At 57.8% G+C, this 17,886-nt stretch carries 21 protein-coding genes and 1 tRNA gene; 12 read left to right on the top strand and 10 right to left on the bottom strand.

Annotation, left to right across the window (positions count from 1 at the left end; genetic code table 11):
- Positions 1–14 precede the first annotated feature (14 nt).
- The 12 genes from ACM6IO_RS16835 to ACM6IO_RS16780 are packed head-to-tail and all read left to right on the top strand — an operon-like array spanning position 15 to position 10,785.
- Complete coding sequence (locus ACM6IO_RS16835) at positions 15–284, top strand: putative phage tail assembly chaperone (protein ID WP_414911898.1); 270 nt, start codon at positions 15–17, stop codon at positions 282–284.
- A gap of 20 nt (positions 285–304) precedes the next feature.
- Complete coding sequence (locus tag ACM6IO_RS16830) at positions 305–448, top strand: DUF6890 family protein (protein WP_412070805.1); 144 nt, start codon at positions 305–307, stop codon at positions 446–448.
- A 6-nt stretch (positions 449–454) separates the two neighbouring features.
- The gene (locus ACM6IO_RS16825) at positions 455–2,440 is read left to right on the top strand and encodes a phage tail tape measure protein (protein WP_414911896.1); all 1,986 of its coding nucleotides are present in this window, start codon (positions 455–457) and stop codon (positions 2,438–2,440) included.
- The gene (locus ACM6IO_RS16820) at positions 2,437–2,754 is read left to right on the top strand and encodes a DUF2590 family protein (RefSeq protein ID WP_414911895.1); all 318 of its coding nucleotides are present in this window, start codon (positions 2,437–2,439) and stop codon (positions 2,752–2,754) included. The genes ACM6IO_RS16825 and ACM6IO_RS16820 overlap by 4 nt, the downstream gene beginning before the upstream one ends.
- Positions 2,751–3,926, top strand: coding sequence for a baseplate J/gp47 family protein (locus tag ACM6IO_RS16815; RefSeq protein ID WP_414911894.1), 1,176 nt, complete (start codon positions 2,751–2,753; stop codon positions 3,924–3,926). The genes ACM6IO_RS16820 and ACM6IO_RS16815 overlap by 4 nt, the downstream gene beginning before the upstream one ends.
- Positions 3,919–4,443, top strand: a complete 525-nt coding sequence (locus ACM6IO_RS16810; RefSeq protein WP_414911893.1) for a phage tail protein — start codon at positions 3,919–3,921, stop codon at positions 4,441–4,443. Before ACM6IO_RS16815 ends, ACM6IO_RS16810 begins: the two co-directional genes overlap by 8 nt.
- A 9-nt stretch (positions 4,444–4,452) precedes the next feature.
- Positions 4,453–6,966: a phage tail protein gene (locus ACM6IO_RS16805; RefSeq protein WP_414911892.1), complete on the top strand. Its 2,514-nt coding sequence runs from the start codon at positions 4,453–4,455 to the stop codon at positions 6,964–6,966.
- 10 nt (positions 6,967–6,976) lie between these two features.
- Positions 6,977–7,666 carry a hypothetical protein gene (locus ACM6IO_RS16800; RefSeq protein ID WP_414911891.1) on the top strand — a complete coding sequence of 230 codons (690 nt, stop codon included), beginning with the start codon at positions 6,977–6,979 and terminating at the stop codon, positions 7,664–7,666.
- On the top strand, positions 7,663–8,586 hold the full coding sequence (locus tag ACM6IO_RS16795) for a hypothetical protein (RefSeq protein WP_414911897.1): 924 nt from the start codon (positions 7,663–7,665) through the stop codon (positions 8,584–8,586). Before ACM6IO_RS16800 ends, ACM6IO_RS16795 begins: the two co-directional genes overlap by 4 nt.
- Positions 8,583–9,125 carry a DNA-binding protein gene (locus ACM6IO_RS16790; protein ID WP_414911890.1) on the top strand — a complete coding sequence of 181 codons (543 nt, stop codon included), beginning with the start codon at positions 8,583–8,585 and terminating at the stop codon, positions 9,123–9,125. Before ACM6IO_RS16795 ends, ACM6IO_RS16790 begins: the two co-directional genes overlap by 4 nt.
- Complete coding sequence (locus ACM6IO_RS16785; protein WP_414911889.1) at positions 9,125–9,835, top strand: hypothetical protein; 711 nt, start codon at positions 9,125–9,127, stop codon at positions 9,833–9,835. The genes ACM6IO_RS16790 and ACM6IO_RS16785 overlap by 1 nt, the downstream gene beginning before the upstream one ends.
- Positions 9,808–10,785: a hypothetical protein gene (locus ACM6IO_RS16780; protein WP_414911888.1), complete on the top strand. Its 978-nt coding sequence runs from the start codon at positions 9,808–9,810 to the stop codon at positions 10,783–10,785. The genes ACM6IO_RS16785 and ACM6IO_RS16780 overlap by 28 nt, the downstream gene beginning before the upstream one ends.
- Before the next feature lie 3 nt (positions 10,786–10,788).
- On the opposite strand, the gene ACM6IO_RS16775 is transcribed toward ACM6IO_RS16780, so the two are convergent.
- The 10 genes from ACM6IO_RS16775 to ACM6IO_RS16730 form a co-directional block, all read right to left on the bottom strand.
- A complete protein-coding gene (locus ACM6IO_RS16775; RefSeq protein ID WP_414911887.1) occupies positions 10,789–11,811 on the bottom strand; it encodes a DUF262 domain-containing protein in 1,023 nt (340 codons plus the stop codon).
- Positions 11,812–11,819: 8 nt separating this feature from the next.
- A complete protein-coding gene (locus tag ACM6IO_RS16770; RefSeq protein WP_414911886.1) occupies positions 11,820–12,380 on the bottom strand; it encodes a hypothetical protein in 561 nt (186 codons plus the stop codon).
- Between the two features lie 115 nt (positions 12,381–12,495).
- Positions 12,496–12,792, bottom strand: a complete 297-nt coding sequence (locus tag ACM6IO_RS16765) for a hypothetical protein (protein ID WP_414911885.1) — start codon at positions 12,790–12,792, stop codon at positions 12,496–12,498.
- A 3-nt stretch (positions 12,793–12,795) separates the two neighbouring features.
- The gene (locus ACM6IO_RS16760) at positions 12,796–13,056 is read right to left on the bottom strand and encodes a hypothetical protein (protein WP_414911884.1); all 261 of its coding nucleotides are present in this window, start codon (positions 13,054–13,056) and stop codon (positions 12,796–12,798) included.
- 551 nt (positions 13,057–13,607) lie between these two features.
- On the bottom strand, positions 13,608–14,042 hold the full coding sequence (locus ACM6IO_RS16755) for a DUF2335 domain-containing protein (protein ID WP_414911883.1): 435 nt from the start codon (positions 14,040–14,042) through the stop codon (positions 13,608–13,610).
- A gap of 28 nt (positions 14,043–14,070) precedes the next feature.
- Complete coding sequence (locus tag ACM6IO_RS16750) at positions 14,071–14,298, bottom strand: hypothetical protein (protein WP_414911882.1); 228 nt, start codon at positions 14,296–14,298, stop codon at positions 14,071–14,073.
- 213 nt (positions 14,299–14,511) lie between these two features.
- Positions 14,512–14,868 carry a hypothetical protein gene (locus ACM6IO_RS16745; protein ID WP_414911881.1) on the bottom strand — a complete coding sequence of 119 codons (357 nt, stop codon included), beginning with the start codon at positions 14,866–14,868 and terminating at the stop codon, positions 14,512–14,514.
- Positions 14,869–15,355: 487 nt separating this feature from the next.
- Positions 15,356–16,174, bottom strand: a complete 819-nt coding sequence (locus ACM6IO_RS16740; protein WP_414911880.1) for a hypothetical protein — start codon at positions 16,172–16,174, stop codon at positions 15,356–15,358.
- Between the two features lie 125 nt (positions 16,175–16,299).
- Positions 16,300–16,375: transfer RNA gene (locus ACM6IO_RS16735), tRNA-Thr, on the bottom strand.
- Between the two features lie 119 nt (positions 16,376–16,494).
- A complete protein-coding gene (locus ACM6IO_RS16730; protein ID WP_414911879.1) occupies positions 16,495–17,736 on the bottom strand; it encodes a nucleoside deaminase in 1,242 nt (413 codons plus the stop codon).
- Positions 17,737–17,886: the final 150 nt, after the last annotated feature.

Below are 17,886 nucleotides of genomic sequence, written 5' to 3'. Positions count from 1 at the left end.
GCGAAACACGCGATATCACCCTGGAAGTCGGCGACAAAGAATTCACTTTCACCCTGACGCCCCAGGACGTGACCAAGTACTTCAACAGCCTGACCCAGAACAACAAGGTCGCGCCGGCCAACAACCTGCTGGTCAACACCGTCAAGCAGGAAGAGCGCGCCACGTTGAAGGCGTTGCTGGGCAACCCGGTGATGGTGATGCAACTCGCCGGCGCGCTGGTCGAGGAGTACGGCCCCGACGTTGAAGTCATCGTAAAAAAGCCCTCGAGCACGCTGAACGCCTGAAATCGGACGGGCTAGGCCAACTGTTGGCCTTGTCCGGTCGCTGGTTTCCTGGTGAGGCGCCCACACCCGAGGTGATGGGCACCGCCAAGTGGCTGGAGGACGAATATTGGCACCGCATGGGCATCGCCGTTGCCAACGGCATCGCCCAGGCACTGAACGGATAAACACGCATGGCTGACCGCGCCGCCCGCCTGGCCTTCATTTTGAGTCTGACCGACAAAGTCACTGCGCCCCTGGGCAAGGTGAAAATGGGTTTTTCCGACCTTGCCGAGAAGAGCGAAAAGAACATCAAGACGATGGGCATGGGCTTGGGCGGCATGATCGGCGCCGGCGCGGCCATCACCGAATCGTTGGCGCCGGCCTTGGAAATGAACCGCGCCCTGGGCGAGGTTCGATCGCTGGGCGTCGCCGAGGACGCGCTGAACGCTCTGAATCGCAAGTCACTGGAGTTTTCCGTCGCCTATGGTGAAAACGCCCGGGATTTTGTCGCATCGGCGTACAGCATCGAAGGCGCGATCAAGGGACTCACCGGCGACCAACTGGCCACATTCACCAACACCAGCAACCTGCTGGCCAAGGCCACCAAGGGCGACGCGGAAACCATGGGCGCCTACGTGGGCACCATGTACAACCTGTTCAAGGGCCAGGCCGACGCCATGGGCAAGGCCGAGTGGGTTGAAAAACTCGGTGGCCAAACGGCGCTTGCGGTGAAGCTGTTCCGCACCGACGGCGCCCAGCTCAAGGACGCCTTCAAGGAAGTCGGCTCGATCGCCACCACCTTTGGCGTCGACCTGGCCGAGCAGTTCGCGGTGATCGGCTCACTCAGCAGCACCATGGAAGGCGGGGACGCCGGCGGAATCTACAAGGCGTTCTTCGAAAACATCGGCGCAGCCTCGGAAAAGCTGGGAATGAAGTTCACCGGTCAGAACGGCAAGTTGCTGCCGATGATGGACATCCTTGGCAAGCTCGAGGGCAAGTTTGGCGACCTGAACAGCGCCGATGCCGGCGCCAAGCTGATCGAGGCCTTCGGCGGTGAAGGTGCCCGTGTCATCACCGCGCTGATGAAGGACACCGACCGTCTGCGCAACGGCATGGATCAACTGGGCAAGGTTCGCGGCCTGGAGAACGCCGAGCAAATGGCCAAGGCCATGGTGGACCCGTGGCAGCAATTCGCGGCCGCCGTCGAAGCCTTGCGCGTGGTGTTTGGCCAGGTGCTGATCCCGATCCTGACACCGCTGATGAACAAGCTGGTGGCGATCGGCGCCACGCTGACCCGCTGGACCCAGCTGTTCCCGAATATCGCCCGGGTGATCGGCATCGTCACGCTGACCGTGTTCGGGATCATCTTCGCCATGTCTGCGCTGACCATGGTGATCGGCATCAGCAAGATGACCTGGTTGGGGCTGGTGACGGTCTGGAAAGTCGTGCAGCTGTTGAACCTGCGCACCGTTGCCGGCTTCGTGCTGCAGAAGCTGGCCATCCTCGCCTACCTGTCCATTTTGACGCTGTTCGGCGCGGCCATGCTGGTCGTGCGCGGCGTCATGTTGGCCTGGCAGGCCGCTATCTGGCTGGTCAACGTTGCCCTGACTGCCAACCCGATCGGCGTCATCGTAATGGGGATCGCGGCCTTGGTCGCCATCGTCGCGGTCGCCGTCTACTACTGGGACGAATGGACGGCCGCCCTGATGAACAGCGAGGCCTTCAAGTGGGTCAGCGAGCAATTCAAGGTGCTGTCTGACTGGTTCAACTCCATGGGTGGCTGGTCCGGTATGGCCAAGGGCGCGTGGGACAGCATCGTCGGTGTGTTCTACAAGGCCATCAACAGCCTGATCGAGATGATCAACAGCATCCCGGGCGTGAACATCGAAGCGCGTTTTGGCGGCGTCCCGGAAGTACCAGGTGCTGATGCGGCGGTGAACGCGGCCAGCTCTGCCAGCGCCGCGCAAGCCACCCAGCAGTCCATCAACGCGGCGATCCCGAGCCTGTCCCCGACGCGTGCCTCGGCCGTGCCGCCGGGCGGCTTGTTGAGCAGCATCCAGAACAACACCAGCAGCCAGAACAAGGGCACCCACGTGGAAAACCTGACCATTCAGAACAACAAGCCAATGACCCCGTTGGAGATGGAAAACATGGTGAGCATGGCGGTGGGCGGATGAGCGAATACATCGATCTGCTGATCGTCGACAACGACCTGGTGCTCGATCCGTCGCGGCAACCGGTGCTCATCGATGACCGGGCCAGCATCGCCCAGGACATCGCGCACATGATCCGCGACAGCGGCCTGCTGGTGACCCTGGTCGCCGAGCGCAACAGCCTGAAACAGCGCGACTGCATCCAGCAACTGGAGCTGCTGGTGGAGGCGGACGAACGCCTGGTACCAGGAACGGCACTCATCACCCAGCTCGAACCTGGGCAGTACCTGGTCACGGCGAAAACCATGAAGTTCGGCACGATCGAGGTAACGGTGTGAGCGACGTAGATTTCAAGCAGGCACTGGCCGACGCCGGCATCCCGACCACCGAAGAAGGCTTGCGCCAGGCGTGGGAAGCTGAGGTGGTTGCCCAGGGCAGCAAGCTGAGCAACACCAGCACCTGGTCACCGTTCTGGCGCGTGGTTACCGCACTGGTGACCAAGCCAGTGATGTGGATTCTCGATTTCTTCATCACCACCGTGCTGCCGAATTTCTTCGTCAAAACCGCCGTGGATGCCTGGCTGGACATGCTGGCCTGGGGTGTAAACGTCGAGCGCAAGGGCGCGACCAAGGCCAAGGGCTTCTTGCTGTTCACCCGGGTCGCCGCCGGCGGCGCCCTCGAGGTCGCCAAGGGCACGGTGGTGCAGTCGGCCGCGATCAATGGCCACGTTTACCAGATGGTGACGACGGCGGTCGGCACCTTCACCGATGGCGCCATGCAGCTGCAGATCCCGGTCGAAGCGGTGGACGTCGGCAGCGGTTTTAACCTGGCGCCGGGGTACTACGCCGTGTTGCCAGTGCCAATCCCCGGCATTGCCCAGGTGGCCAACGCCGACGGCTGGTTGACCACGCCCGGGGCGGACAAGGAACCCAACGACGAGCTGCGCCTGCGCGTGCGTAATCAGTTCTCGGCGGTCAACCAATGGCACACCGACGCCGTGTATCGGGCGATGATTTCCGCCTTCCCAGGCGTGCGTCCGGATGGTGTGTATTTCGAGCACGGCGCACCACGTGGGCCGGGCAGTGCCAACGCCTTTGTGCTGTTTGAGGCAGGCGTGCCGGCGGCGACGTACCTGGCGCAAATCAACGCGCACATCCGTGACCTGGGCAACCATGGCCACGGCGATGATTTGCTGGTGATGGTCATGCCTGAAACCCAACACGCCCTGAAGGTAACGTTGTGGCCACGCTCGACTTTGACCACGGCCCAGCGGGAAACCTTGCGCGACGAAACGGCGTTGTTCATCCGTGCAGCCTTTCGCGAAAGCACGAGCAGCGACTACCAGCCGACCCTGACCTTTCCCCAGTCGCGGTTTTCCTTCAGCCGACTCGGTGAAGAGCTGCACCAGAAATTCCCGGGCATCGAGTCGCTGCACTTCGACAACGCCGACATCGTGTCCGATCTGAACATCCCCCGGATCCAGAGTCTGCAGGTGCTGCCCAATGATTAAGCTCGATCTCAAATTCTGGCTGGCCGGCACCGAGCTGACCAAACTCAAGGACGCCGCCCAGAGCTGGTGGGAACAGGTCGAGGGTTGGTTGCGCTGGCCTTTGCTGCAGATGGACGCCGACACCTGCCACCTGACCGTGCTCGACCTGCTGGCCTGGCAGCGCGACATCACCCGCTTCAAGGACGAGCCCGAAGCGCTTTACCGCCTGCGTGTGAAGTACGCCTTCATCAACGCGGTAGACGCCGGCAGCACCGCCGGCATGAAACGCATTCTGCAAAGACTCGGCGTCGGTTACGTCGAGATCGAGGAGCGCATGCCCGACCGGGATTGGGACGTGGTGCTGCTGCGTTTCTCCGATTCGCAGCTGTCGCAAAACCCCGAGCTGCTGCGTGTGTTGATTCAGCAATACGGCCGCACGTGCCGCCGCTATGACTTCGTGACCCTGACCCCCGTGAATCTTCGGGTGGCCCTGGTCGACTTCAACGACGACCAGCAAACGCTGGTTGCCAGCCTGTAGGAGCCCCCCATGGGAGCCAGCATTACCCTTGCGGGTGAAAGCCTGATCGCGCAGAAACACGCCGCCCAGCAGGGCCTTAAGGTGACGCGGTTCATTTTTGCCAAAGTCCCCGGCCTCGATCCGAATAGCCCGGTTGATCGCGCCGCGCCGAAACCGGCTGCTGGGCAGATCGTTTACGTCTACGACATCCCCAACGGCAACGCCGGCTACGTGAACCCCAACCAGGTGGTGTACAGCTCGCAGATCGGCTCCGATGTCGGCGACTGGGATTTCAACTGGATCGGTCTCGAAACCGCTGAAGGCACCTTGTTTGCGGTGACCTACGTGCCGCTGCAGATCAAGCGCCGCAACATTCCGCCGCTGCAGATCGGCAACAACCTGACCCGTAACTTCCTGGTGGCCTTCGACGGTGCCCAGGCGCTGACCGGAATCAGCATTGATGCCAGCACCTGGCAGCATGACTTCACCGTGCGCCTGGCGGGCATCGATGAGCGCGAACGCCTGAGCAACCGCGACGTGTTCGGGCGGGCCTGTTTCTTCGGCAGTTCGCTGCAGGTGGAAAAGGTCGGTGGTGTTTACCAGGTTAAGACTGGCACCGCTTACGTGGAGGGCATTCGCCTGGTGCGCTCGGTGGTGTTGCCGATCGTGCCGCCGGCGTTCCCGACCACGGCCTGGCTGGACGTCGCGCTGCAGCGCGAATTGAGCGATGTGGTGGCCAGCTGGCAAGTGGTGTTCGCAGCCGATCGCCCGGACTACACCGACAGCGCCGGCGTGAAGCACTACTGCCTGGCCATCGCGGATCTGCCGAACGCCAACACCCTCATCGACCGTCGGTCGGTGGAGGCGATCGGCGGGCCGCTGGTGCAGCATTTCGCGGCCCGAGTGGGTGACTACGAAAACCTGCGCGCCCGGGCCACGACCAAGGATGACGTGGATCTGGGCAACCTGCCCAACGCCAAGTCCGACGACCCGACTGTCAGTGACAGCGAAGTGCTGGCCACCACCAAAATGGTGCGGGCAGCCCTCGACCTGCAAGACACGAAGAACTCGGTGTTGTTCACCACCACCGCACCGGTGACGCTTTCGGACCTGGCTATTCAGGCCGGTGGTGACTGGGCCACGGCGTTGCCAGTCGGCGCGCGTGTGCTGGTGAAAGACCAGGTGAACGCAGCAGCTAACGGGATTTACAACGCTGCAGCAGGTGCCTGGTCTCGATCGGCCGACGCCGATACGGATCTGGAGGTGACACCAGGACTGTTCGTTCATGCCGAGCAGGGGGCAACCCTCGGCGACAGTCTCTGGCGCTTGACCACCGACGGCCCTATCACCCTGAACACGACGCCACTGGCGTTTGAAATGGAGGCGGGGCGCACTGGCGCGGCTGGTGGGATCTATGACCTGTTGACCATCAATGCACGTGGCCAGGTGGTCGGTGGCTCTCGCCAGAAAGTCACGGCGACGTTGACGGTCGACACCGTGCTGAGCGCCTCACACCGAGGCCTGGTGCTGCTCGATGCTTCGGCGGGGGATCGGTTGTTCATCCTGCCGGCATCCAACACCGCCTTGGGGATGATCGATTTGATCGTACGCCGTGTGGATAACACCGCCAATCGCCTGACCATTAAGGCCGCCGGCACGGACAAGGTGAAATTTCACACGCACCTCACCTCAGCCGGTTACGGCTTCTTTTACCTGATGGGTGCCGGAGATTGGTGGCACCTGGTTAGCGATGGTGCCGGCGGCTGGTTGCCCGCTGGGCGTTTGGACGGTGCGCCTCTTGGTCGCCCAACCTTTGAAACCACCGTAGCGTTCCAGCCAGGAGGTAATGGTCCCCTGGGTGGCGTGACGTACAACCGCGCCGAATGGCCCTGGCTTTGGGATCACGCGCAATCGTCGGGGATGTTGACCACCGAAGCGCTGCGTGTGGGACTTGAGGGCGGGTGGACCAGCGGTGACGGGGCTTCGACATTCCGAGGCCCAACGGGCACCGGCGAATTCATCCGCATCGTTGACGACTCCGGGCGCCTGGAGCGTCCGGCTATTCAGGGCACCACCACATTGAATGCGGCACTGGTGACCCTGGTCGACTTTCGCGGTGTTCGGCCCTATGTCGGGATGCCTATCACCGGTGCGAATCTTCAGCCAAGCACGACGGTGGCCAGCTTCGATATTCCTGGCAAAACACTGACCCTCAGCATACCGGCCAAAGCGGCCGGGCAAGGCGATCTAACGCTCTCGGGGCGGGCCCCGGGCTCGTCGCAAAAAGGCTCGCTGCTTGTGGTCGATGACAACGGGGACGGGCTATGGAACACCTTTGTCCCCGGAATTGCACCAAATGTGTCGCGCACTCAAACCGTGGCGGGTATGGACTCCTATGAAATCGCGGACTACGGGGGCATGCGTATCGTTGGTATTCCCCCAAGTGTCGGCTACGCGCTGCCCGGGCAAGCGGGTGACCAGGCATCCACCGGCGCTGCTCGCCCTCACAACATCGCCTGGCCCGGCCGTATGAAACTGATCTGAGGGAACCTCTATGACTATCTATCAACAAGACACCGCCGGTGCCCTGACGGGGCCTGTTGTACTGCCACCTGTTCCAGGTGCCGGCGTTCTGATCCCGGCCGGGTTCGTGCAGCTCAGTGAGCCACTGGCGGCACCAGCGTCCGGCAAGGCTTGGGCCTTGATCGGCGAATCCGTGGAACAGCTGGACGATCACCGGGGAACGGTTTACGAGACCAAAACCGGTGCGGCCATCCAGTGGAGCAGACTCGGGGCACTGCCTGAGACGATGACTCAAGAGCGACCGCCGACGGCTTCGCATCACTGGGAGAAAGGTCGTTGGGCGCTTGACCCACAGGCGGTTCACACGGCCAAAGTGATTGAGATCAACCAAGCCTGTGAGGCTGTCATTACAGGTGGATTTGCATCATCAGCCCTCGGCGAGTCGTTCCAGTACAGCAGCCAGTGGGATGATCAACTGAACCTCACCGGTGCGGTGTTGCGCGGGTTTGATATGCCTTACGCCTGCCGTAACGAGCAGGGGGCGAAGGCCTTCCGGCCGCACACCTTCGCGCAACTGCGCCAAGTCGGTGACGACTTCACCCTGTTCAAGCTGCAGCTGCTACAACATGCCAACGAGCTGAAACAGCAACTTGATCAAGCCTTGGCCGCCGGTGACGTCGACGCCTTGGAGCGGGTGACATGGGAGGACGTACTGCCATGAACTGGGCACCGGTGACCATGCGCTGGCCCGAGCAGGCCACGCAATGGATGGATGGGTTGGACGCGGCCAAGGAGCTGGCCGGCGGCGAGCTAGTCAGCACCGCTTTGCGCCTGGCGAGCCTCGACGGCATGACCAGCACCAACCCGGGGCCGGTCGGTGATGCGGCAAAAGGTGCGATTGCCGCCGGCCGTGCCGCAATGAGCCAGCAGATGGGCGAGGCGCCGGCCTGCCTGGCGGTGACCCCATTTCAAAGCGGCATTGGCCAGGGCCGCGGAAATCAGCGTTTCCTGTCCGCGCCGAACCTGCTGCAGCAGCTGGCCAGCAAACTCACTGACGGCACTGACTCCGGTCGCCCAACCGGACCGCAATACGCGCTGTCGCTGCTGTTCCTGGGCACGAACTTCGCCCAGTGGGCCGGCACGTTGTCACGCTTCAATGCGTTGCTGCCGATTCCTGACCTGGTGCGGGCTGAACGACGAGCGCAACACCTGTCGACGCTGGAAACGGAAAAGTGGGTGATCCCCAGTTCTGGCCCGTTGCCGCGCTGGCAATCACTGCCGCTCGAGCGCTGCACCGTGGTCAAGGCCGCCAAACAATCGATGTCCGGTCAACTGGCGATGCTGGAGAGCTACGCGGCCGACAGCTCGCCGATGGGGGATCTCGCCGCACTGGCAACCCGCAAGGCCGCCCAGCAGCAGGGCCGTAATCAACAGCTGAATGACCTCAAGGCGTTACTCGCCGACGGAGGGGCTGACGGCAGCATGCGCGCGCGGCTGATCGGTCCTGGTGACGTCAACGAACTTCGCCGATCGCTGCTCGAGGGCGACGCCCCGGGGCACGAATGGGTGCTGTCTGCCGGCGTGCTGCTGGTGGGATCGCTCGAGGGCTTGAGCTTTGTGCGCGAGCTGGTGGGCCTATGACATTGCTACTCGACGGCGAGCAGATCCTCGGCAAGAAAATGAAGGTCACCGCCAACCTGCGCATCGAAGCCGATGACATGTCGGGACAGACCAGCAGCACCGATAAGGGGCACAAGGGATTCAAACCTAAGACCCTGGCGGTCACGCTGATGATTCCCTTTTTGGATAAGGACCAACTGCGCACGCTGATGCGCCTGGCGGAAGCCACGGCCAGCGGTGGCCAACTCAAGAAATACCGCATCGTCAACGACACCGCTGCCGCGTTCGGTATTCGCGAGGTCGAGTTCGCGGAAGGCGTCAGTGCCCGGGAAGACGATTCGCTCAACGCCTGGTTGGTGCAGTTCACCCTGTCCGAAAAGCTCTCCAACCCCGAGCGCGTGGAAAACCGCCGTGCCGGCAACAGCGTCACCAAGCAATCCGCACCTGGGCAAGCCGTTGCCGGCGACGGGACTGGCGGTGGTGATGGCAAGGGTGAGGAACTGTCGGGCTTTGAAGCGACGTTGAAGAAACTCGATAACTACCTGGGCGGAACGCCGTAATGAGCATGAAGCTGCACAAAGTGCTGACGATCAACGGCACCGTCTACCCGCTGGTCAAAGAGGACGTTCGGCTTGATCTGAAAAGCCCCGGTCGGGCGACGTTCACCATTCAGGCCGGCACCGCTGTAAAGGGCCTGGTGATGCTCGATGTTGGGTACAACGACGCCCCGCTGCAGCGCCACTTCATCGGCTACGTCGAGCGCTCGACCACGGCCTCGAGCACAGAGCAGGTGCTGGCCTGTCGCGAGCTGGCCGCGATCCTGGCCAATCCGCTACCGCTGAATCTGCGCCATGTGGACCTGCAGGTTGTGCTGGCCGAGATCAGCACCAAGACCGGGCTACGATTTCGGGTGCCGGACCAGCCCTACGCCAAGGTCAAGGCGCCTTATTTCTATGGCCTGGCCACCGGATATCAGGCGATGGACAGTCTGGCCACGGTGTTCAATATCCCCGACTTTATTTGGCAGCAGCAAGGTGACGGCGAGGTGTTCGTCGGCAGTTGGGCGGATAGCTTCTTCGGCACCCGCGAACCGCTGCAACTGCCGGCCGAGCTGTTCGACGGCTACCAGAGCAATCAAAGCGCGATGGTCGCGGCCCTTCCCGGGTTGCGACCAGGTGCATCGATCAACCAAGGCGATCGGATCACGTCCGTGACGCTCGCCGGCAACCAGATGGCCATCCGATGGAAGACGCAATCCGCCGCGCAGTAGGCCGGCAATTCCCTGAACTGAGTGGTGGTTACCACTTGCCGCGCTTCGGCCGTGTGGTGGCCGTCCCTGATGCGCCTGCCGCACCAGGTCTTTGCGACGACTTCCGGCCGCGCTTTGGCGTCGATGTCGAAGTGCTGCTGCCCGATGGCGAGCCAGATCCGGACCTGCCGATCCTTAACAGCCTGCCGTTGCCGGCACCGATGGGTGGGCAAGAGGCGGGTATGTTCGGCTTTCCGGAGGAGGGCACCACGGTGGTGATCAGCTTCGCCTACGGTTTGCCGAACAAACCCTTTATCACGCAGATCCTGCCGCACGGCCTGAGCCTGCCCCGGGTGCCGAAGGGCGATCAGGTCTGGCAGCACAGCGAGGCCTGCCAGCAGCGTGTCGACGCCGACGGCAACTGGCTGCGCCAGACTGACGGAAAGATCCAGGACAAGGCGATCGAGCGCGAAGTCGAAGCCCTGGACAACACCGAGAGCTTTCAGAATCACACCCGGACGGTGGACGACCATTCGACCGAGTCGGTGGGGGGCATTAAAAAGATTGAGGCGCTGGGCGCACTCAAGCTGCTGTCGGGCGGATCCGCGAGTCTGGCGGCGGTGGACGATCTGCACCAGGCCACCGGCCGGGACCTAAACCTGGTGGTCGGGCAGAAACACAACGCCACGGTAGGTGGCGATATGCAGGAAAAGATCCAGGGTCTACGCAAGAGCGTGGCCGGGGTCAGCCAGCAGCTGCAGGCGCCGAAGAACTGGATCGGGTCCAGTGGCGTGAACCTGTTCCAGGTGGTGTGCGACATGCTCGATCTGCTGCAGCAGATGAATACGCAACTGGCGGCTCACACTCATGTACAGGGACCAATACCAAGCCAGGCCGATGTCGCCGAGTTCGTTGCCAAAGCCAGCCGAGCGGCGCTTTTAGGCACCGCACTGAAGGTTATTACTAAGTAGGAACTAGCCTAAATGTTCCGCTGCTTTAACAATTCCCCAAAAAATCCGCTCGCGTTCAGCTCGCTTGGATTTGTCTGACGTCGATCGAGAGGAAACTTCTGCATAAGAGGCAATGTCGATGTCCTCAGGTACGAACTCATTGTGTTTGGCGCGTACAACGAGCTCAGTAAGCTGTTGCTTTACTTCTTCGATATTCGAAAAGTATAAGCGGTCAGTTTTTTGGCTGTATTCAAGGCAGACTCCGAACAAAGAATGAAATACACCTTTGGATTTGAAGAGTGGAAGGTTTTCCTTGTCCAGGATTGTTTTTATTAAGCCGATGGTCGTATTGAACGCATTCTCGTGTTCGACCTCCATGGGGAATTCGTCGTCGAATTCCATGTAGGCTAGTTCTAATAAGTCTTTTTTGTTAGTGATTCCATAGACCTGTCTAAGCAAAAGCTCACTAACATATTCAATGTCGAGCATCCTGCGGACATCTCGCGCAGTGAACAGTCCAATACTTTGAAAGTAAGGATTGTCCGCTAGTCGCTCAGCTAGCTGCTTAAAATGTCCCGTATATCTTGCATTTCGCAACTCTTGGTCGTTGAGAACTACGTTATTAGTATTTAATCTAGTGAAAATATTTCGAATTTCATCATCGTTTGTTTTCCTAAGAAAGCGAACAACGATTTTGTAATCCCAAAATAATTCCTTCTGTTCAGTATTTAAGTCCCTGAAATACTGTCCCTGCCAGTTGTCGTTAATTGGCAGTGGAAATGTATTGTCGATGAACTGTAAGATAGACGTTATGCGCTGCTGTCCATCCACTACGATATGTTGCTGTTGCCCTGTCTCGGTATTAGTTTGCACTTGCATATAAACTTCTGGGAATGGAAGGTCGCTAAGGACAGTATCCATCAGAAGGGAACGCTCCTTATCCATCCAAACGGCCCTTCTTTGAAATTTAGGGCTTATCTGCAAACTGTCATCACTTTTAAGTCGATTGAACCAAGAAATGGTTTGTAGACTAACTTCATATTCCATAAATATACCTATCCTCTCGCCGCGCGGATGCCGCGTACATAATAGTCAATTGTCTCGTCCAAGTTTCGGAAGTACATCATGTTGACGGTTCTATATCCAACCGAGTCAGTCGAGTATTTGTTTGTGAGCTTTTCATATCGCTGCCGCAATTTGGACTTTAGCGATGGAACCCACTTCGGCGAAACGAATCCTGAGTAAACGTTTTCTCCGTTTCTCCTTAGTGCGAGTCTTGCGCTCAGCCCTAAGGAATAATATTGATTCCTGTGAAATGACCTTAATTCATCCCACGTTTGTAAGTAGTTATCAGCGCAAATGATCGCCACGTCAATATCAGATTTCTCATGAAATACACTGAGGTTTTTGTCAGGATTTAAACTAAACTTCCAGTTTGCAGAACCGACAATGGCGATTCGACCAGCACTCTGGTGATCTTTTCGGATAATATTTATGTAGTCGCTATAATCCGCCTCTGATCCAAAAGCATGTATCGAGTTCTTCAGTATGAACTCTTCCGCAATGATTTTTGGTGCCTGAGACTTTATTAATTTTTTAAAATCGTTGAGATCCATTTTGATGCGCCATCCTGATGCGCTTTATATAAACCAACCGTCTTCGACTGCCGCCGCCAATTCATAGCACACCTAAGATAATACTGCGATCTAAAATCGGCCGCAAAACGGTACGCTACCTAAGACGGCACCACCAAGATTGTGCGTATGCACACCCTTCAATGTACTCAATGCCACTCAGAACGAATCCAGTCACTGCCATCCCTGCTAAGGTCGCGTCCATCAAAGGCGGCAACGGGTCTGGATCGAGAGGCATGCCCACTTCAATGCGCGCGATATTTGTTGCACGTCCTAGCTCATGGCTTACTGATGAGTTCACCATGACATTGCCCTGTATCGCTGGATAGCGCCCACGCTCCTTGACCGTCAGCGCAATGCCTCGACATCTCATAGGGGTAACAAGCATATGCATGTTCTAGCCCGCCTGATCACCATGGGGGCAATCAATCAGTGCTTCCACTGCGTAGGCCAGAGCACCGTCAGCCTGCTCCAGGAGATCGCTTAGATCGTCACGGTTGATCAACTGAAGGCGGAGCAGGGTGTGGGCCTGAATAAGTAGTGTTTTGTGATGACGCCCAGGATTATCGAGCAGTGCAGCTTCGTCCCGAAGAATTAATTCCCACTGCGCAATCGCGCTGCTCCTATCACCCGAAATTGCCAAATGCTCCGCGTTCATAGCTCGCCTCTGAATCAACCTAAAAATACTGTATGAATAAACAGTATAGCGCTTAATGCGCAGAGGCAATGTCGATCCGATGAAACGAGATCAAGGCCGAGGCGGGGCACACGTTGGGAATTCCTCCCGGCGAAGAAAAAAACATCTGAAAAAGCACTTATCCCCCTCCCGCCGACGGGCTTTGCGTCCGTTTTTTGTGCAATTCCGGATGTAGTGCAAACGAACCCGCAGCCCAGGCGGGCCGTGGGGCTCTGCAGGCGACCAGTCATTTCACAAAGTGCAAAGTTTTGAGAGGGAATGCAGCGCGGTTTCACAGCGGCGAGAGAGGCGGGCTCGGAAGGGGGAACGCCGGAGTGCCCATTTTCATTGGTCGAAAACTTTTAAAACGTGGGTTTTGGTGTGTTTTTCAGATTGGACGTGTTCAGATTCAGCGGGTATTTGGTGATCTTTATTCAATATTAAAACGGGTCAAAAAGCGCGTGGCGCCTAGGCCCCAAGCCATTTGACCCGTTTCAATATTTGACAGAGCCCCGAGGGGCGAAAAAAGCGACCTATTTAGTAGGCTTTTTCTTTTCTTGCTTGCTGCTTTCTTCACCAGCCACGCGTTTCCGACGACCAGTAATAAACGCCGCGACCATACTGCCGAATCCGATCGTACCGAGCGCCCCAGCCGCAATCTCTTTCCCATTCATCGCGAGATAGATAACTGCAAGGATTACGGAGACCGCGATCAGGAAGCCTAGAAGTAGGCCAATCATAATTTCCGCAACGTACCAGGTGGAAAGCTTCTCATCGATTCCGATGGCACGTTCCTCCATTTTTTGGCGGTGTGCTGTCTGGGAGGTGGTCCACTCAACGATTTTGGCCGCTAGGCCCGGTACGACGTCGTCGTAATCTCTAAGCAGACTAGGAGGGGGCAGGGGGCCTTGGAACGAGGTTGCGACAATATTTTTGCCATTGCCTGCAGGCTTCGACTCGCGTTCCACAAGGCCCTCCCTTACATCTGGATGGGTATTAACGGCACTCGCTGTTGGCTTTTTTCGCTTCGGCTGCATGCTGACGTCCATGTTCTGCTGCTTGGTAAAAATCATCGCCAATGGCTTTGACGTCAGCTTCTAGAGCTTCGTAATCACTGCGCTCGAAGTCTATACCGTTGCCTTTGTAGTGGCTGTAACCACTCGTTGGGCAAAGAACCAGGACGGAGCCAATGCCGGACAGTATGTTTTTGATCATACGATTCACGCTCGCTTCCGTTGGTTAATGGGATGGGGGGTGCATTCTACGGATCAAATGCATTCCCTTCAATGATTCGACTCTCGAAACGACGAGCTGTTCGTTCTGTTTAACAGAACCAGATGGGTCGAAGCGAGTTGGAGATTAGCCGCGATTCAGCTCTCAAGCAACGTATTGCCTGTGACAATTCCTATCGTTGTCCGTAGCTCGGCAATTTCTGCTTCACTCGTCGACATCAATCAATCGAAGGTGAGGCAGTTCGCTCGCACTCTGCAGGCGCGTAAATTCTTTGGTCACGATCGGGATCAGCACGCGGTTCAGGGCATCACGCAACCTCACAGCCTGATCTTCGCTCAGCTTCTTTACTGTCCCGGTCACACTGCTGGCACACAACACATTGTCGGGATGAATGCCCAGATCATCCATGGTGCCGTCGATGTAACCCCTTAGGTATTCGCCGCGCTGGAACAGAATCGAACTTTCGGGTGCTTCCTGGTAATCCCAATGCACCTCCCAAGCCGCGCCGTTCTTGATGATTTCGATGATGGGTATTGCTGCTCGGGATGCTGTCTTACGCATGCTTTTTTCCTCGATCAGTGCGCGCCGGGGCATTTTGAAGGATAGCTATGGGATGCCCCATTAAAGTTTTTTTAACCTGACCCTCAAATCCCTGTCAGACCATGGATATCTGTCAGCAAATGCTCTGGAGGCCCCGTATTTACTGGGTTTCCGATCTGACACCGAGGCTGGATGTTTGTGTCAGTTTTGCCATATGAAATAAAAAACCCTTATAAATCAGGTACTTGAAAACTGTAAATCTGACACTGTTGTTTTGTCAGGTTTTGACAGGTCGCTGACACCTTTCTGACATCAATAAAAACGGCTGAGAGCCTTGGTTTAGAAGGGTTAGACAGTAGTTAGAATAGTAATCTGACAAAACTGACAAGCTTTTAAGGGGTCAACCTAAATTTTTTTCCGCTTCGCATAGGGGGTGCTTCGCAATACGCGTACACACCACAACGGCTCTAAAAGTTCGGCCTATCTCGCTGAGGTATAGTCGCGACACTTAGTCCTTCAAACGGTTTGTTTCTATCAAACGACGCGTGTATCTGAGTGCCAGATACGCCATGAGCAGGGTTACTCCAAGCCCTATTAAGAAGGACGATTGTTTCGGGTAAGGCAAGCCAGACAACACCTCGTCGAGGTTTTGACTGACTGTTCCAACACTTCCAAACGCACATGCAATCGCGATACAGAAAGCGAGGCCACGCGGCATCGTCAATTGCCTGTCTCGGAAAGCAATTGGCGTGAAAACGAAGTACAGGAAAACGAGACCGTACGAGCTCGCGAGCCTACCGAGCAATTTCCAATAGCTGCTGCTTTGGACCGTATTGTCCTCAAACGCCACTTCATTAATACCTACGATACGAGCCCGCACCTCGAACGCCGGACGTGGTCCAGAGGTAATCATGGCGATGGTAATGGAGTCTTTGGGATTCGAAAGAAACGGAGAAATGGCCGTTTTGTTTTCAGATGTGGCGACACGGACGGGGATGTTCTTCGGAATCGTGCTTGTGATTTCGGCGCTAATCAACTTGGCGTTATTTGCCATTTGGATTTGTAAGGCGCCGTCAAAATCTGCACTGGTAATGGACTTCGATCCGGTATTAACCAGCTCTATGGTTGAGACGTAAGGCGACTCGACATTCTGACCGTTTAGCGAAATCTGAAGGTTTTGAATGTTTAGAGCAGGCTGCAAAGACGACGAAGCCAACAGGCGGACGGTTAGCGAGCGGGACGATAGGTCTATCTGAGGAACGACCATAGCTGCGATTCCGATCACAGTGCCGACGATAAACTTCCAGTCCCAAGCCTTCCAGGTCACAAGTGCGTCCCTTTGAAATGAGCCATCGCGCTGCCAGAGCTGGAAGCATGGCGGTCTTGTTACGTGCGTTGTTACGTGTGACAGAAAAAGCAAAGGCCTGCATCGCTGCAAGCCTTTGATTTATATGGTGCCGGCACCAGGAGTCGAACCCGGGACCTACTGATTACAAGTCAGTTGCTCTACCAACTGAGCTATACCGGCGTGTTAGGGCGACGATTATAGCGATTGGGTTGGTTCTGTAAACCCCTGAATTCAGACTATTTTTACGCAGCCTTCAGACCAGCCCCACAGACGCATCTGCGGGGCAGGCCAATGAAGCATCACACGCCGTTTTTAACCGCGTTGATCAGGTCCTGACTCAGCACCTGCGCAGGCGCCACTTGCACGCTTTGCGTATAGAACGGCGGCAGGTTCTGGGCCAGTGTCGACAACGCTTGCGCGGTGGTGTTGCCCGGCAGCAACACGTATTGCAGGTTGGACGGATAGCTCTGCGGCACAGGGCCTTCCATGGTCGAACCGTACGCGCCGAAGGTCATCACGGCCTGGGGCGTTGTTGGATCGGGGGCATAGAGGAAGACGAAGGTGCCGTACTTCGGATGGGTCAAGTATTGCGCTGCCTGTTCGCGAACGGCTGGATCAGGGTCGTTCATCAGGGTCCAGCGCATGACGGCATAGCTGCGGGTCGTTTCCATGAACGCTGTACGAATCGGCGACTGGTTCTCGACGCCTCCCAGGCACACCAGCAGGTTGCCGAACGGGTCGATTAGCGCCACCGAGTTGAACACCGTGCTTTGCTGCGCGGTTTTCAGCAGGGGAGGCGCGAGTTCCGCGCCGGGATCGCGCGGGTTGGCCGATTGCACGGTCAGCGCGAACGGACTGAGCGCCGTGAGTGCCTGGCGCACTTTGCTATTCGCCGGCAGGGTGGCGGGGTTTTGCAGTTGATCCGGCGGCAGGCCGCTGTTGTTGCTGGCGTCGCGCACTGTGTTGACGCTGGCGGAGAAGATCGAGCTGCACAGGAAGTACGCCGCCGAGTCGATGGTCTGGCCGCCGAATACCGGGCTGTTTGAACCCTGATAGGCGCGGCTGACTGGCGCTGCAATCGCGTAATAGCCCCAGGTGTCCTGCGCCTGTTGGCGGATCTGCGGCGGCAGCGATGGAAAGGTGAACTGGCTGTTGTAGTTGATACCCGCGTAGTCATCGATCGCACTGACGGCGACGTTGAATCCTGCGGTCAGCAGCGAACCGGCGCACATGGCGCATGGGTCGAGCGTGGTGACGACGGTCAATTGATTGGGCGGTGGCAGGTTCAGTGGCGCGACGTTTTCGTAGTACCAGTCCACCAGTTGTCGTTCGCCGTGGGCGGTCGGGTCGTGGGGTAGAAAGTAAGTCGTGCCGCTGCCAGGGAAAGGCATCAGCACGTTGTTATGCAGCGCGGCGATGACCTCGCCCGTTGCGTTGTTGATGATGGCGCCGCCTACCGCGAAGGTTTGCTGCAGCGCAGCGACAATGGCTTCGTTGGCGACGGTATCGACGGCTTCCTGTGCACTGTTCAATGTGCTCATGTTTTCCCAGCTCCTTGCTGTCCCTGACGTCAGAGAATTCTGACGCTTGGCAAAGATAGTTGAGGATTTCCAGGGCGTTTATGTTCTTTTGAATTAATGCTTATGCACAACGGGGAAGGCGATGCACGCGGTTAAGATCGAAAATGTGGA

It is taken from the genome of Pseudomonas sp. IT-P44, assembly GCF_949768225.1.
Lineage (GTDB): Bacteria > Pseudomonadota > Gammaproteobacteria > Pseudomonadales > Pseudomonadaceae > Aquipseudomonas > Aquipseudomonas migulae.
This window is presented reverse-complemented; position numbering and strand designations above follow the sequence as displayed.

What these genes read in the sequence shown, in the direction of transcription:
- ACM6IO_RS16745 (WP_414911881.1), bottom strand. Translation starts at nt 14,868, where the DNA reads ATGCGTAAGACAGCATCCCGAGCAGCAATACCCATCATCGAAATCATC.
- ACM6IO_RS16780 (WP_414911888.1), top strand. Translation starts at nt 9,808, where the DNA reads ATGGAAGACGCAATCCGCCGCGCAGTAGGCCGGCAATTCCCTGAACTG.
- ACM6IO_RS16825 (WP_414911896.1), top strand. Translation starts at nt 455, where the DNA reads ATGGCTGACCGCGCCGCCCGCCTGGCCTTCATTTTGAGTCTGACCGAC.
- ACM6IO_RS16765 (WP_414911885.1), bottom strand. Translation starts at nt 12,792, where the DNA reads ATGCATATGCTTGTTACCCCTATGAGATGTCGAGGCATTGCGCTGACG.
- ACM6IO_RS16770 (WP_414911886.1), bottom strand. Translation starts at nt 12,380, where the DNA reads ATGGATCTCAACGATTTTAAAAAATTAATAAAGTCTCAGGCACCAAAA.
- ACM6IO_RS16820 (WP_414911895.1), top strand. Translation starts at nt 2,437, where the DNA reads ATGAGCGAATACATCGATCTGCTGATCGTCGACAACGACCTGGTGCTC.
- ACM6IO_RS16810 (WP_414911893.1), top strand. Translation starts at nt 3,919, where the DNA reads ATGATTAAGCTCGATCTCAAATTCTGGCTGGCCGGCACCGAGCTGACC.
- ACM6IO_RS16730 (WP_414911879.1), bottom strand. Translation starts at nt 17,736, where the DNA reads ATGAGCACATTGAACAGTGCACAGGAAGCCGTCGATACCGTCGCCAAC.
- ACM6IO_RS16795 (WP_414911897.1), top strand. Translation starts at nt 7,663, where the DNA reads ATGAACTGGGCACCGGTGACCATGCGCTGGCCCGAGCAGGCCACGCAA.
- ACM6IO_RS16790 (WP_414911890.1), top strand. Translation starts at nt 8,583, where the DNA reads ATGACATTGCTACTCGACGGCGAGCAGATCCTCGGCAAGAAAATGAAG.
- ACM6IO_RS16800 (WP_414911891.1), top strand. Translation starts at nt 6,977, where the DNA reads ATGACTATCTATCAACAAGACACCGCCGGTGCCCTGACGGGGCCTGTT.
- ACM6IO_RS16775 (WP_414911887.1), bottom strand. Translation starts at nt 11,811, where the DNA reads ATGGAATATGAAGTTAGTCTACAAACCATTTCTTGGTTCAATCGACTT.
- ACM6IO_RS16785 (WP_414911889.1), top strand. Translation starts at nt 9,125, where the DNA reads ATGAGCATGAAGCTGCACAAAGTGCTGACGATCAACGGCACCGTCTAC.
- ACM6IO_RS16760 (WP_414911884.1), bottom strand. Translation starts at nt 13,056, where the DNA reads ATGAACGCGGAGCATTTGGCAATTTCGGGTGATAGGAGCAGCGCGATT.
- ACM6IO_RS16805 (WP_414911892.1), top strand. Translation starts at nt 4,453, where the DNA reads ATGGGAGCCAGCATTACCCTTGCGGGTGAAAGCCTGATCGCGCAGAAA.